The 12905-nt window shown below is 71.7% G+C and carries 16 protein-coding genes; 11 read left to right on the top strand and 5 right to left on the bottom strand.

The features are described from left to right. Window positions 1-8 precede the first annotated feature (8 nt). On the bottom strand, window positions 9-815 hold the full coding sequence (locus tag IPH07_16360) for a hypothetical protein (GenBank protein MBK6918968.1): 807 nt from the start codon (window positions 813-815) through the stop codon (window positions 9-11). A 76-nt stretch (window positions 816-891) separates the two neighbouring features. Between IPH07_16360 and IPH07_16355 the strand changes: the two genes are divergently transcribed. The 10 genes from IPH07_16355 (at window position 892) to IPH07_16310 (ending at window position 7621) form a co-directional block, all read left to right on the top strand. Further along, a complete protein-coding gene (locus tag IPH07_16355; protein ID MBK6918967.1) occupies window positions 892-1947 on the top strand; it encodes a hypothetical protein in 1056 nt (351 codons plus the stop codon). Between the two features lie 32 nt (window positions 1948-1979). Next, window positions 1980-2693, top strand: coding sequence for a ribulose-phosphate 3-epimerase (locus IPH07_16350; protein MBK6918966.1), 714 nt, complete (start codon window positions 1980-1982; stop codon window positions 2691-2693). Window positions 2694-2748: 55 nt separating this feature from the next. After that, window positions 2749-3444 carry a CoA transferase subunit A gene (locus IPH07_16345; GenBank protein ID MBK6918965.1) on the top strand — a complete coding sequence of 232 codons (696 nt, stop codon included), beginning with the start codon at window positions 2749-2751 and terminating at the stop codon, window positions 3442-3444. A 9-nt stretch (window positions 3445-3453) separates the two neighbouring features. Beyond that, window positions 3454-4113, top strand: coding sequence for a CoA transferase subunit B (locus IPH07_16340; GenBank protein ID MBK6918964.1), 660 nt, complete (start codon window positions 3454-3456; stop codon window positions 4111-4113). A gap of 98 nt (window positions 4114-4211) precedes the next feature. Further along, window positions 4212-4490: a hypothetical protein gene (locus tag IPH07_16335; GenBank protein ID MBK6918963.1), complete on the top strand. Its 279-nt coding sequence runs from the start codon at window positions 4212-4214 to the stop codon at window positions 4488-4490. Next, window positions 4487-5680 carry a hypothetical protein gene (locus tag IPH07_16330; protein ID MBK6918962.1) on the top strand — a complete coding sequence of 398 codons (1194 nt, stop codon included), beginning with the start codon at window positions 4487-4489 and terminating at the stop codon, window positions 5678-5680. Before IPH07_16335 ends, IPH07_16330 begins: the two co-directional genes overlap by 4 nt. A 390-nt stretch (window positions 5681-6070) precedes the next feature. Beyond that, window positions 6071-6622 (top strand): hypothetical protein, encoded by a 552-nt coding sequence (locus tag IPH07_16325; protein MBK6918961.1) that lies wholly within the window; start codon window positions 6071-6073, stop codon window positions 6620-6622. Further along, window positions 6573-6938 carry an RNA-binding protein gene (locus IPH07_16320; protein ID MBK6918960.1) on the top strand — a complete coding sequence of 122 codons (366 nt, stop codon included), beginning with the start codon at window positions 6573-6575 and terminating at the stop codon, window positions 6936-6938. Before IPH07_16325 ends, IPH07_16320 begins: the two co-directional genes overlap by 50 nt. Window positions 6939-6968: 30 nt before the next feature. Further along, entirely contained in the window at window positions 6969-7142 is a 174-nt protein-coding gene (locus tag IPH07_16315; protein MBK6918959.1) for a hypothetical protein, read from the top strand. Between the two features lie 80 nt (window positions 7143-7222). After that, complete coding sequence (locus IPH07_16310) at window positions 7223-7621, top strand: DUF393 domain-containing protein (GenBank protein MBK6918958.1); 399 nt, start codon at window positions 7223-7225, stop codon at window positions 7619-7621. Between the two features lie 2 nt (window positions 7622-7623). On the opposite strand, the gene IPH07_16305 is transcribed toward IPH07_16310, so the two are convergent. The 4 genes from IPH07_16305 to IPH07_16290 are packed head-to-tail and all read right to left on the bottom strand — an operon-like array spanning window position 7624 to window position 11004. After that, window positions 7624-8568, bottom strand: coding sequence for a hypothetical protein (locus tag IPH07_16305; GenBank protein ID MBK6918957.1), 945 nt, complete (start codon window positions 8566-8568; stop codon window positions 7624-7626). Then, window positions 8565-9377 carry a hypothetical protein gene (locus IPH07_16300; GenBank protein MBK6918956.1) on the bottom strand — a complete coding sequence of 271 codons (813 nt, stop codon included), beginning with the start codon at window positions 9375-9377 and terminating at the stop codon, window positions 8565-8567. Before IPH07_16300 ends, IPH07_16305 begins: the two co-directional genes overlap by 4 nt. Then, entirely contained in the window at window positions 9374-9946 is a 573-nt protein-coding gene (locus IPH07_16295) for a sigma-70 family RNA polymerase sigma factor (protein MBK6918955.1), read from the bottom strand. Before IPH07_16295 ends, IPH07_16300 begins: the two co-directional genes overlap by 4 nt. Then, the gene (locus IPH07_16290; GenBank protein MBK6918954.1) at window positions 9943-11004 is read right to left on the bottom strand and encodes a hypothetical protein; all 1062 of its coding nucleotides are present in this window, start codon (window positions 11002-11004) and stop codon (window positions 9943-9945) included. The genes IPH07_16295 and IPH07_16290 overlap by 4 nt, the downstream gene beginning before the upstream one ends. A 73-nt stretch (window positions 11005-11077) precedes the next feature. Here IPH07_16290 and IPH07_16285 point away from each other — a divergent pair, with 73 nt between their 5' ends. Then, entirely contained in the window at window positions 11078-12655 is a 1578-nt protein-coding gene (locus IPH07_16285) for a hypothetical protein (protein ID MBK6918953.1), read from the top strand. The last annotated feature ends 250 nt before the right edge of the window (window positions 12656-12905 follow it).

Raw genomic sequence — 12905 nt, 5'->3', positions numbered from 1 at the left:
GCGTCGCGTCACACCGGCCCGAGCGGTGTGTCGTCGGGCACCGCTTCGACGACCACGGCCTGGTGCTCGCAGCCGCCGTACTCGTTGCCGTCGAAGAGGTAGACCATCGCGTCGTGGCCCATGTCGAGCACCGGGGTCTCGCAGTCCATCTCGACCCCGCAGTTGGGCCCGCGATCGAGGGTGACCAGCACGACTTGGTTGCCGTTGTCGCAGTTGGTCACGCGGATGCGCCCGCCGCAGCCGAAGCGATCGGCATCGGCCGCGAACCACTTGAGGCCGGCCTCGCACTCCGGGCCCGATTGCCCGGCATCGCACAGGCCCTGGGAGCCGCACGCGAACTCGCAGTTGTCGTAGGGGTCCTGGTAGATCGAGCCGTCGTCCTGTTCGTAGCAGCCGAACCACGAGGTCGAGAAGAGGTTGTTGCTCGGCACCTGCGTGCTGGTGTTGCCGGACGGGCCGTCGCAGCTGTCGGGCGGCATCAACGTCGCGCCGCCGACATCGGCACAGACGTCGACGCCACCGCTCGAGCTGTCGCCGGCGGTGACGCTCGCGCTGCCGATGGTCGTGCCGGACGCCTCCGAGCCGCCGTCGGTCGCGGTGGTGGTCACGGTGGTGTCCGTCGTGGCGGTGGTGGTGGCGGTCGTACCGGTGGTGGTCGCCGTGCCGCCGGAGTCGCTGGCGGAATCGCCGGCGGTGTCCTGCGTGGTCTGCACCGCCGTGAGTGCCCCGGTGGGGTTGCCACCGCCCTGGTCGCTGCCGCCGCAGGCGATCACCGCGAGTCCACAACCGGCAACGACGGGGCGCAGGCACAGCATGTCCGCCACGGTAGCCCACCGACGCGGGCGCTCGCCAGCAGCGGCGCAACCGTGGTGAAATCACCGGCGCTTCGCCATGACCGACGCCGACCTCGACTCGATCTCGCCCCGTTGGGAGCCGACCCGCACGCACGTGTTCGCGGTCGGCATCCTCGAGTACGCCGACAAGGTCCACTGGCCGCTCGAAGGCCGGCGCGATGCGGTGTTGATGGACGCGCTGCGAGCCCGCGGCGTGCCGGCATCGCAGGTCACGTTCCTCACCGACGCGCAGGGCACGATGGCCGGCTACGAGCACGGCTTGGCAGCGACGCTCGAGCGCACGCGACCCGGCGATCAGCTCATCCTCTATTACGCCGGGCACGGCAGCCGCGATCCCAAGCACGGCGGTGGTGCGTTCCGCCTGCGTGACGGGCGGCTGCCGGTCGCGCAGATCTTCGCGTGGATCGAGCGCCGCTTCCGGGGCCGACAGGCGATCCTCACGGCCGACTGCTGCTACTCCGGCGCGCTGGCCCTCGAGGCGCCGCTACGCGCGGGGCGAGTCGCCTATGCCGCACTCGGGTCCTCGCTCTCGACGGTGACCTCCACCGGCGCGTGGACCTTCACCAACTGCTGGATCGACGCCATCGAGGGCCGCAAGCCGGTCGACCTCGACGGCGACGGCATCCTCCGACTCGACGAGCTCGCACGCTACGCCGAACGACGGCTCGGGTTCATCGACGGCCAGGTGTCATCGTTCGCGGTCGCCAACGGCTTCCCTTCGACCTTCGAGCTCGGCCGCACGCGGCCGCGAAGGCACCCGCGCGAGGGTGAGTTCGTCGAGGCGCCGAACCTCGAGGGCGATCGCGTGCGCGCGGAGATCGTCGACGCCGCCAGCGAGGCCTGCGTGCGCGTGCGCCTGGTCGAAGACGACCTCGTGTGCGAGATCGCCGAGGCCGATCTGCGCCCGTGGGCACCCGCGATGCTGCCGGCCGGCACGACGGTGCGCGTGCGCTTCGGCGACAAGCGCTACGACGGCGAGGTGCTCACCGCGCGCAACGGCATGCACCTGGTGCGCTATCTGGGCTGGGACGAGTCGTGGGACGAGTGGGTCTCGCCCGACCGCATCGTCGACACCATCGCGGCGCGCACCTGATCGCGCGCAGCAACTCTGGTAGAAACGCCGGCGTGTCGACGCCGCGCACGCCCGTCATCGCACCCTCGATCCTGAGCGCCGACTTCGCCCGTCTCGGCGACGAGGTCCGCGCCGTCGATGCCGCGGGCGCCGACTGGATCCACGTCGACGTGATGGACGGGCGCTTCGTGCCCAACCTGACGATCGGCCCCGTGGTCGTGAAGGCCCTGCGGCCGCACACCACCAAGCCGCTCGACTGTCACCTCATGATCGAGGAGCCCGAGCGCTACGTGGAGGGCTTCGCCGAGGCCGGCGCCGACATCATCACGGTGCACGTCGAGGCCTGTCGCCACCTGCACCGCAACCTGCAGCAGATCCACGGGCTACGTCATCACGGAGGTGGTCGCGTGCTCGCGGGCGTGAGCCTCAACCCGCACACGCCCGTCGAGTCGATCGTGCACGTGCTCGAGCTGGTCGACGTGGTGCTGGTGATGTCGGTCAACCCCGGCTTCGGTGGGCAGGAGTTCATCCCGCAGGTGCGGCCCAAGCTGGTCGAGCTGCGTGGTCGGCTCGACGCGATCGGTCGCGGCGCTCGGCTCGAGATCGATGGCGGCGTGAGCGAGCACAACGCCGAGCTACTCGCACGCGATGGCGTCGATGGTTTCGTGGCCGGCAGCGCCGTGTTCCGCCACGCATCGCTTTCGGTCGCCGCCGCGATCGCGGCGATCCGCGAGGCTGCGATCCGCGGCGGCTCGGCCACCACCTGACGCGTCCGCGTTATCGCTTGTGGCGCGGGGCCGCGGGCGCCAAACTGGCGGGGTCATGGACAAGACCTACCCCACCGCCGACGCAGCCGTCGCGGACATGTCGGACGGCATCACGCTGATGGCCGGCGGCTTCGGGCTGTGCGGCAACCCCGAGAATCTCATCGCTGCGATCCACCGCAAGGGCGTGAAGGGGCTGTCGATCATCTCGAACAACTGCGGCATCGACGGGGTCGGGCTCGGTGTCCTGCTCGAGGCCGGGCAGGTGCGCAAGATGACCTCGTCCTACGTCGGTGAGAACAAGGCCTTCGAGAAGCTCTACCTCTCCGGCGAGCTCGAGGTCGAGCTGGTGCCGCAGGGCACGCTGGCCGAGCGCATCCGTGCCGGCGGGGCCGGCATCGGCGGCTTCTACACGCCGACCGGCTACGGCACACCGGTTGCCGAGGGCAAGGAGGTCCGTGAGATCGACGGCCGCTGGTACGTGCTCGAGAAGCCGCTGCGCGCTCAGTTCTCGATCGTGAAGGCGTGGCGCGGCGATACCCACGGCAACCTCGTGTACCGCCGCACCGCCAACAACTTCAACCAGGCCATCGCGACCGCCGGCGCCATCACCATCGCCGAGGTCGAGGAGCTGGTGCCCGCGGGCGAGATCGATCCCGATGCGATCCATACGCCCGGCATCTACGTCGACCGCATCGTGCTCGGGCACGACTACGTCAAGCCCATCGAGTTCCGCACCACCCGCCCTGCGTAGAGGTCCATCATGCCGCTCTCCCGCGAACAGATCTGTGCCCGCGTCGCCCGCGAGCTGAAGGACGGCGACTACGTCAACCTCGGCATCGGCATGCCGACGCTGGTCGCAAACTACGTGCCGCCCGGCATCGACGTGGTGCTCCACAGCGAGAACGGCCTGCTCGGCATGGGCCCGTTCCCGACGCAGGACGAGGTCGATCCCGACCTCATCAACGCCGGCAAGCAGACCGTGACCGCCAACAAGGGCGCGTCGTACTTCGGCAGCCACGAGAGCTTCGCGATGATCCGCGGCGGCCACCTCGATCTGTGTGTGCTCGGGGCCATGGAGGTCAGCGAGCACGGCGACCTCGCCAACTGGATGATCCCCGGCAAGAAGGTCAAGGGCATGGGCGGCGCGATGGACCTCGTCGCCGGGGCCCGCCGCGTGATCGTCACGATGGAGCACACCAGCAAGGACGGTGCGCCGAAGATCCTGACCGCGTGCAGCCTCCCGCTGACCGGCAAGCGGGTCGTGCACGAGATCGTGACGGAGCTCGGCTACTTCACCGTCACCGCCGAGGGGCTTCGCCTCGACGAGATTGCGCCGGGCGTGACGCTCGAGGAGCTGCGCGCCAAGACCGGCTGCAGCTTCCGCGTGCGCGAGCCGCTGGCGACCATCGCCGTCGACTGACGCACGGCGTCGCCGGTGTGGTCGGGCTGCGGACCGGCCGCCCCTTCCGCGCGAAATTGGAGCCGCCGCGGCGGCGCGGCATACACTGCGCGCCAGCCATGGCCCGTCGATTGACGCTGAAACTCGAGGCCCTCTCGGGCACGGTCGAGCGCTTCTACGCGTTCGTGGATCACAAGAAGCGGATCATCGCCGATGGCGTCGGTCCGGCGGTGTGGACCGGCGACGTCGACGACGAGGAGGTCTCGCTGCGCGTGCGCGTGTTCGCGGTCGGTCGTGCGAAGTATCGCTTGCGGGTCGATCTGCCGGGCACCGCCGACGATCAGCTGCTCGAGCTGTGGACCGACCGCGGCTACGGCGAGCTGGAGATGCGCATATGAGCAGCGCCGCGCTGTGCTTGGCGCTGGCACTGTGGCCGATGGGCGCGGGCGCGCCGTCGTCGTTGGTCCAGATCGAGGTGCCGCCTCGCGATCCCCGTGATCCGCCGCCCGATCCCGAACCCGATCCGGACCCCACGCCGGATCCCGACCCGACCCCCGATCCGCTGCCCGAGCCCGATCCGACCCCGACGCCCGAGCCCACGCCGGAGCCGTCGCCGGAGCCGACACCGGAGCCGAGCCCCGACCCGGAGCCGACGCCGGACCCGCTGCCCGAGACGATCGGCGACGGCGGCACCACGCGCGGCGCACCCAACGTCGACATCGCAGTCAACGGCCGCTCGTCGACGATCGGGCTGGGTGGCGACATCGTGTTCGAGCCGCGCTGCCACGGCGAGCGCAACGCCTGCGACGGTGGACGGCTCGGCTTCAAGGGCCGCTTCCCCGTCACGCAACAATCGCCGACCGGGGCCTCGCGTGCGAGCGTCGATGCCCTCGGCGGCTTCGTGTCGAGCTGGCGCGTGGGCGTGGTCGGCGATTGGATCCGCGACACCACCGGCGAGACCGGTCCGGCGAAGCTGTTCCAGCTCGGCGTCGACGTCGACTGGGGCCTGCAGACGTTCCGCTACTATCCCGCCGCCGGTGCGGCGCAGGCCAAGGTCACGCGCAGCTCGATGAAGGGGCTGCTGCGCTTCTTGGCCTACGTGCACGAGCCGCGTCGTTATCGCGTCGCGCCGCAGCTCTTGCTGCGATACGACCGCAACTGGTCGGGCGCGTCACCGCTGGGCATCGTGCTGCCCGGCAAGAACGACGTGCCCGCGCACACCCGCGACGTCACCATCGAGGGGCCGCAGACGCGGCCGGTGTTCAGCGTGACGGTGCCGGTGTTGTTCTCGATCCAGCGCGGCAAGAAGCTCCTGCAGCAGCTCGGCTTCGGGCCGACGGTGCGCTACGCCGCGGCTGGCAGCGATCAGAGCTACAACCCGTTCGGCGGCGGCCAGACCCTGCGCGGCGAGGCGTGGCTCTACTGGTACCCGACCGGTACCGAGGGCCTCGACCTGCAGAAGACCAACGTGCGCATCGGCGTGGCCCCATGGGTCGATCTGCACGTCGCGCGGGCTCCGGGGCAGTCGCTGAGCAGCTTCGGCGTGCTCGCCGAGGTGCGCGCCGGCGTGCGCGGCTACGAGTACTGACGCTGCCGCGCGGGGACGACGGACGCTGATCGGGGCTCGTGGGCGCCGACCGAGCGGCCGCGCCCCCTAGCAGCCCGTGGTGAAGCGACGACGACCGCGAAAGCGCACGCGGGCACCCGGCGTGTGTTGAGGTGGCGGGCCGGGCGAGGGCGAGAACCCGCCGCCGCGATGGGGCGTGCTATGGTCGCGCTCGGTCGATTCGCGCCTGGCGAGCGGCCGATCCCTGCACCTCGCGGCGCGCGCCGCTGGCTGCGAGACGTTGCAGTGACCCAGCCGAGTTCGACCCGTCGTGGTGCGGAGGCTCCGTGCCTCGCATCCACTACTCCCGCTGCCGCGAGCACCGGCACCGCTGTCGCGAGCACCGGACTGGGCGGCGTGGGTGCGGGGCGCTTGCATGTCAACGAGCTGCCGCTGCCGGCCGCGCTGGTGCGAGCGATGCACGAGGGCCGCTGGCGCGTGCCGTCGCAGGCGGTGCTGCGTCGCGTGTTCCGGGAGCGGCCGATCGCGCCGGTGTTCTTCGATCTCCCGCGGATGATCGTCGAGAACGAGCGGTGGTTGCGTGAGACCGATCCGGCGTACTTCGGACACGCCGACACCCAAGCGCCCCCCGGCGATCTGAACCCCGCGCAGTCGGTGTTGATCGGTGCGATGGGGCCGGAGCTACCGATCGCGTTGGACTACCGACGCGGACTCGAGCAGCCCAGCGTGGTGTACTTGCACTCCGGCGGCGATCGATGGATCACCATCGCCCGCGGATTCCGAGAACTGTTGTCGCGTTTCGACGCCGATCGCCCGCTGTCGGGTGCCCGGGTCGCCGCGCGAAGCACACGAGAGGACGACGGCCAGGCGTCGATGACGGCGACCTTGCAGTCGAGGACTGAAGAGGAACGAAATGGCGAACAAGATGTTTGTGGGCGGCTTGAGCTGGAACACCACCGATGAGCTGCTGCGGGATTGCTTTGCGAAGCATGGCGAAGTGACTGAGGCGAAGGTCGTGACCGACCGTGACACCGGCCGTTCACGCGGCTTTGGTTTCGTGACGATGGCGAATGCCGACGAGATGAACGTGGCGATTCGCGTGCTCGACGGCACCATGCTCGACGGTCGAGCCATCCGCGTCAGCCAGGCCCAGGACCGCGCCGGCGGCGGTGGCGGTGGCGGTGGCGGTGGCGATCGCTTCGGCGGTGGCGGCGGCGGTCGACACGGCGGCGGCGGCGGTGGTCGTCACGGTGGTGGCGGCGGCGGCAAGCGCTGGTAAGTGGACGACCCGTCGACGACCCGCGCCGCCGTGCAGACGGCGACCACCGAGCTGGCCGAGGCCGAGCGAGCGCTCGGCGTCGCGCTCGAGGCGCTGGATCACCACGATCGCAGCCACAAGACCATGATGTCGGCGGCGATGCGTGTTGCCCTGGCGCGGGTCAGCGACGCGAGGGCGCGGCTCGCCGCGCTCCTCGATCCCTAGACTTCGAGCGGATCGTGCAGGGGCGCCAGCGCCCCTGCCGACTTGCGCCTGCGACGACTGGCAGCAGACTCCGGCTCGAGATGCCGGAGACGACCTGGTCGGTGCGGGTGTTCCACGATGGTGCGTGTCCGCTGTGCGCCCGCGAGGTCGCGCTGCTGCGACGGCTCGATCGCCGCCACGCGATCGACTTCGTCGACATCGCAGCGCCGGGCTTCCGCGCGCAGGACTACGGCGCGACCTGGGCGCAGCTGATGGCGCGCATCCACGCGCAGACCCCTGACGGGCGCCTGATCGACGGCGTCGAGGTGTTCCGTCGCCTCTATGCGGCGGTCGGCTTCGGTTGGCTGGTCGCGCTCACCCGCGTGCCGGGCATCTCGCACGTGATGTCGTGGGCGTACGACCGCTTCGCCGAGCGACGGCTGCGGCTCACCGGTCGCTGCGACGGCGCCTGTCCGATCGCACCCGGCGGCAGCGCGTAGGGTCATCCCCCCAGCGCCGCGTCGATGCACGCGACGGGTCCGTGCGGCGTCGCCAACGTGCGGCAAGCCGACGCGAGTGGCTCGCCGAGGGCCGTCGTGGCGCCATCGGCCGCGATGCGCCACAGCGAGCCGTCGGCGCTGCACGCCACGAAGCCATCACCCGCTGGATTGCGGGTGAGTCCGCGGGTGTCGGGTGGCAGCGTCAGCGCCTGCTCCTGCAGCACAGCGCCGTCGTCGGGGTCGATCCGTTGCAGCACCGGCCCCGCGCGCTCGAGCAGCGCGACGAGGGTTTCATCGTCGGACGCGAGCGCGAGCACCACCGCGGCATCGGGGCGATCGAAGGCCGCCAGTGTGAGCGCGAGATCGAGGTCGAGCTCGACGATCGCGGCACGGCCGTCGTCGACGCCGAACACCCGGCCGTCGCTGCCATCGCCGCGCTCGGTGAGCGCGTGCAGCAGCGGCGGCGGTTCGATGCCGTCGACGACGCCCACGGTGCAGTCGCAGGGATCGGCCTGCCACAGCGTTCCCGTGGCGGCGTCGGTGCCGACCAGGCGGCCGTCGGCGCGCCAGCCGAGGCCATCGGCGACTGCGAGCCCCGCGAAGGTGCAGCCATCGTGCACCTCGATCGCGTCGTCGGCGACGAGCGCGAGGATCTGCAGCATGGGCGCGCCGTCGGGCTTCGCCGTGACCGTCACGACCCACGGCGGCACCGCGGCGGCGCCCGAGCTCGACGCATCTGCGTCGTCGGAGCCGGTGGCGGCGGCGCTGCCGGACTCGACGTCGTCGCCGGAGCTCGACGTGCCATCGGCGACGGTGCCGTCGTCGCTCGCGGCCCCGGAGCTGCCCGGCGCCGTCGCGCCGGTGTCGACGGCGGTGGTCCAGGCGCCGACGGTCTGGGCCGCCGGCGTGCACGCGACCAGCAACAACGGCAGCAGCCGTTGGATCACGGCACGCACTCGCGTTGCAGGCGCGCGAGGTGGGGCGAGTCGGGGAACCGCGCGCGAAAGCCATCGATGGTCGCCTCGCGATCGCCGATCGCGTCGCACCGCAGCCGCGCGCGCGAGAACTCGCGCAGCTCGACCAGTGCGCCCGTCGGGAACTCGCGCGCATGCCGATCGAGCAGCGCCGCGGCCTCCTGCGCCCGGCCATCGCGCAGGGCCAGGGTGGCCCGTCGCAACAACGCGACCTCGGCATCGACACCGAGCTCGTCGCTGGGGCGCGGCTCGGGTGGCGGCGGCGGGTCGGGTTGCGGCGTGGAGGGACGCGGTGGATCGATCGCGTCGGTGCGCGAGCGCTGCGATGCCGCGCTCGCGTTGGCACGTGTGCGGGTCGGCACCCGCGCTGGCGGGGTGGGATCGGTCGCGACCGCGGCGCGGGTCGTTGGCGTTGCCGCAGCTGCGAGGGCGGGTGCCGTCGGAGCGTCGGTGTTGGATTGCACGCGCGCGGTCGCGTCGACGTGTCGGGGCGCCGGCGTCTCGAGCTCGGGCATGCCCGGGCCATCGCTCGCGGCCGCGTCGATCGGGCTCGTCGGCGCCGTCGAACGCAGCGCGAACGCGGCGACCGCGGTCGCGATCAATCCCGTGCCGACCAGCAGCACGAGCCGACGCGAGCGGCCCGCAGCCGCGGCGACCACCGTCGCGGCCGCGGTCGGTGCCGCGCGATCCAGGGCGGCGAACAGCCGATCGCGCTGCGCGGTGCTGGGGGTGATGGCGCCGCGATAGTGCGCGAGCACGCTGCGGGGATCCGGTGGGCTCACGATCGACCTCCGTGTCGCCGCAGGAACGGCTCGAAGGCGGCCCGCGCCCGCCGCAGGCGCGAGTACACCGTGTTGAGGTTGAGCTCGAGCGCCGCGGCGACCTCGGGTGCGGACCAGCCCTCGACCTCGGACAGAAAGAACACCAGGCGCCGCTCCTCGGGCAGCTCGGCGAGGAAGCCCTCGACCAACGCGCGGGCCTGTCGGGCCGCGACCGCCTCGTCGAGGCCGTCGTCGATCGTCAGCGTGTCGGTGCTGGCGTGGGCGTGACGATCGCGACGGCGGTGGTTGGCGGCCACGCGCCGCGCAATCGCGAACAGCCACGCCCGCGGCGTGCCACGCTCCTGATAGCTCGCCCACTGGCGCAGCGCGACGAGGAACACGTCCTGCGCGGCATCGTCGAGGCTCGCGCCGGCGATGCCGAGCGCATGGAGGCAGCGCCACACGCCGTCGGCGTGCTCACGCATGAAGGCGCCGAAGTCGGCGTGGGCGTCGCTGCCGGCCGCTGCGCACGGCCGCGCGTCGACCTCGGGGGTCGCCGTTGCGCGCAGGGCCTGGCTGCCGAGGGTCAAGGGGTGTCGTCCTCGGGGGTCAATGTCGCCGAACCCCCAAATCCGTCCCCAAATCCGTCGCGAGTCCGTCGCAGCTCGCCGCCCGCCGATCGACGCGCCCGGCGACCGCGCCCGCGAGCTGGCGGCCACAGCGAGAACTCCAGGCGCAGGGCCCCGCCGAACGCCCACGTGCGCGGGCGTGCGAGCTCGCCGAGGCCGTCCACGCGGACCCCGGGCCGCACGATCGCCGCGCGCACCCAGGGCGCGATCGCGACCACGATCGGGCTCGGGGTCTGCCACTCGAACGCCGGCGCCAGCACCAACGCGAAGGTCGCCGCGACGGCTTCGCGCCCATCGACGAGGCCACGTCCGCCGGCCTGACGCGCGCCGATCGCCGCGCCGATGCACAGCGAGGCGCCGACGCGCCCGTGCGCGTGGCGGGCACAGCCGCTGGCGATGACGTCGGTCTGTCGCAGTGTGGTGCCGGCGCTCGTCCGTGCCGCCAGCGGTGCGAAGCCTCGGGGCCAGTGCACCGCCTCGAGGCTCGCACCCCAGCGTCGGCCGTTCACGACCACACCGCCGCCGTACCCCGCCGACGCGCCTTCGATCACCGCGCCGCCGAGCGACGCGCTGCCGCGCAGGCGCAGCTGCGGGCGTGGACGACGTGCGAGACGCACGGTGCCCGCGATGATGGCAACCTCGCCGTGGATCGCGGTTGCGCGTGGCGTCGCCGCGTGTGCCGCCTCGAGCAAGAGCGCCGCCTCGATCGCGACCGCGTCCAGCAGCGAGCTGCACTTCGCGGCCACCAGCGTGCGCGTGCGTGTGCGACCTTCGGCTTCGACGCGCAGCTGCAGCGCGAAGCCGTCGACGTGGGGCTCGACGCGCGCGTCGATCGACGCACGCGAGCGGACCACGGTGGGTTCGACGGTCGCGAGCGCCGTGATGGCGTGCGTGAGTGCGCTGCGATCCGGGCACGGCGCGGGTGCCTGCCACCGCAGCTCGAGCGCCGCCGCGATCGGATCCGTCGCGGGCGCCGGCGCGAGCGCGGACCACAGCAGCCAGGGGATCGCCGACGTCATCGAAGCTCTCCGCGCAATCTATCAGCTGCATCGCGTCGGGACGGATCCGGTCGCCCATCGACATCTGCCGGCCATGAAGCTTTCCATCGGGACGCAGGGTCGGTGTTCGGATCGATGGGCGTGGTCGTTGTGCGCGCTGCTGGTCGCGGCGTGCCATGACGATGCGACGCCCGGTGACGGGGGCCACGACAGCACCGCGGGCAGCACCGGCACCGGCGACACCTCCGACGCCAGCGGTGGCGCGTCGAACACCCACGGCACCGCCGACGGCACTGACGGTGGCAGCGACGGCTCCAGCAGCAGCGGCGGGCACGACAGCGGCGGGCACGACGGCGGGGGCGCCGGCGACGAGCTGCCCTACGACCCCGACCAGCTGGGCATCGTGTGCGCGCGTGGCAACGGCGATCCCATCGCGATCCGGCTGTGCGCTGATCCGAGCCCGCAGCTGGGCAGCCTCGCCGACCTCTACGATGCGCTCGACATGGTGATCGAGCCGGCCTCATTCGCGCTGTTGGCCAACTCGACCTCGCTGTCGGCGCGCTCGGTCTCGGTGATCAATCCGCGGGTGTTCCTGCGGGTGCAGCCGGGGCAGGGCACCGGTGTGGACCTTGGCGCGACCGCGTTCTCGCGTGGGGAGCAGGTGGTCGAGCTGTTCGGCTACGACGCCGCCGCCGACCAGCTGAACTTCTACCTGCTCACCTTCTTCCAGGACTGCAACGACGACGCCGACGGCTGCTCGCTCGCCGATCGCTTCACGCCCGCCGTCGAGCAGGGCTGGACCAAGTGGAGCCTCTACCAGGACCTCGACCTGGTGAACCGCCCGCTCGACTGCCTCACGTGTCACCAGCCCGATGGACCCGACTCGCCCAAGCTGCTGCTGATGCAGCAGGCGGTCGATCCGTGGCTGCACTGGTTCCCGGGGCTGTCGATCGGCACCGGCGGCGAGACCTCGTCGGCCACGCTGCTCACGCCGCAGTTCCTCGCGATGCACGGCGAAGAGGCGGCGTACGGCGGCATTCCGATCGCGATGATCGCCCCGCCGGCGCCGACCGCCAGCGGCATCGTGATGAACCAGATGATCGAGATCTACTGGTCGATCCAGGGCGGTGTGCCGTCGTCCCTCACGCCGCTGGGGCAGCCGCAGCCGTTCGACTCCGGCGCGGTCGAGGCCGACATCGCGAACGGTCACAGCGACACGTGGGACGGCTACTTCGCGCAGGTGCAGAGCGGCGAGCGCTTGCCGGTGCCGTGGCACCACCACGACATCACCGATGCCACGCTGCGCGAGGCCGCGGTCGCGTCGTACCTCGACGTCGCCGGTGGCGCAGACCCGGCGGGCATGCTCGACCCCCGCGCGGTGCTGTTACCCCAGACCGAGGTCGAGCTGGGGTTTCGCCCGCGGGCGGAGGCCAGTGCCGAGGAGATGCTGCGGTCGCTGTGTCAGCGCTGCCACAACCCTCGGCTCGATCAGACCCTGAGCCGCGCGCGCTTCGATGCGAGCGACCCCGGCGCGCTCACGGCCGAGCAGAAGGCCGCCGCGATCGACCGCCTGAGTCGCGAGCCGCACGAGTCCGGCGCCATGCCGCCGCCCCGCTTCGCGAGCCTCGACGACGACCAGCGACAGCGCCTCGTCGAGTTCCTCGCGCACTAGCACCTCGACACAGGGATTGTGACGGGCCATAACACCGCCCTGACCGCGCCTCGCTGCGTTGCCGTACCTTGAAATACGCCCGGTATTCCGGCGGCACGGCGCCTTGCGGAGTCGCGGCCATGACGGCGTTCTGACCCATCACTATCGCTGTGTCGAGGTACTAGCACCTCGACACTACGCGGTGAACCTCCGTGGCGCGAGAGCGCCGTCATCGGCCGCGATGGCGGCGTTGCGCGTGCGAGCGCATCGC

The organism is Deltaproteobacteria bacterium, from assembly GCA_016709225.1.
Classification (GTDB): domain Bacteria; phylum Myxococcota_A; class Polyangia; order Nannocystales; family Nannocystaceae; genus Xiheibacterium; species Xiheibacterium phototrophicum.
This window is presented reverse-complemented; position numbering and strand designations above follow the sequence as displayed.

Coding starts and splice junctions, on each gene's coding strand:
- IPH07_16360 (MBK6918968.1), bottom strand. CDS start 815: ATGCTGTGCCTGCGCCCCGTCGTTGCCGGTTGTGGACTCGCGGTGATC.
- IPH07_16355 (MBK6918967.1), top strand. CDS start 892: ATGACCGACGCCGACCTCGACTCGATCTCGCCCCGTTGGGAGCCGACC.
- IPH07_16345 (MBK6918965.1), top strand. CDS start 2,749: ATGGACAAGACCTACCCCACCGCCGACGCAGCCGTCGCGGACATGTCG.
- IPH07_16340 (MBK6918964.1), top strand. CDS start 3,454: ATGCCGCTCTCCCGCGAACAGATCTGTGCCCGCGTCGCCCGCGAGCTG.
- IPH07_16335 (MBK6918963.1), top strand. CDS start 4,212: ATGGCCCGTCGATTGACGCTGAAACTCGAGGCCCTCTCGGGCACGGTC.
- IPH07_16330 (MBK6918962.1), top strand. CDS start 4,487: ATGAGCAGCGCCGCGCTGTGCTTGGCGCTGGCACTGTGGCCGATGGGC.
- IPH07_16320 (MBK6918960.1), top strand. CDS start 6,573: ATGGCGAACAAGATGTTTGTGGGCGGCTTGAGCTGGAACACCACCGAT.
- IPH07_16310 (MBK6918958.1), top strand. CDS start 7,223: ATGCCGGAGACGACCTGGTCGGTGCGGGTGTTCCACGATGGTGCGTGT.
- IPH07_16290 (MBK6918954.1), bottom strand. CDS start 11,004: ATGACGTCGGCGATCCCCTGGCTGCTGTGGTCCGCGCTCGCGCCGGCG.
- IPH07_16285 (MBK6918953.1), top strand. CDS start 11,078: ATGAAGCTTTCCATCGGGACGCAGGGTCGGTGTTCGGATCGATGGGCG.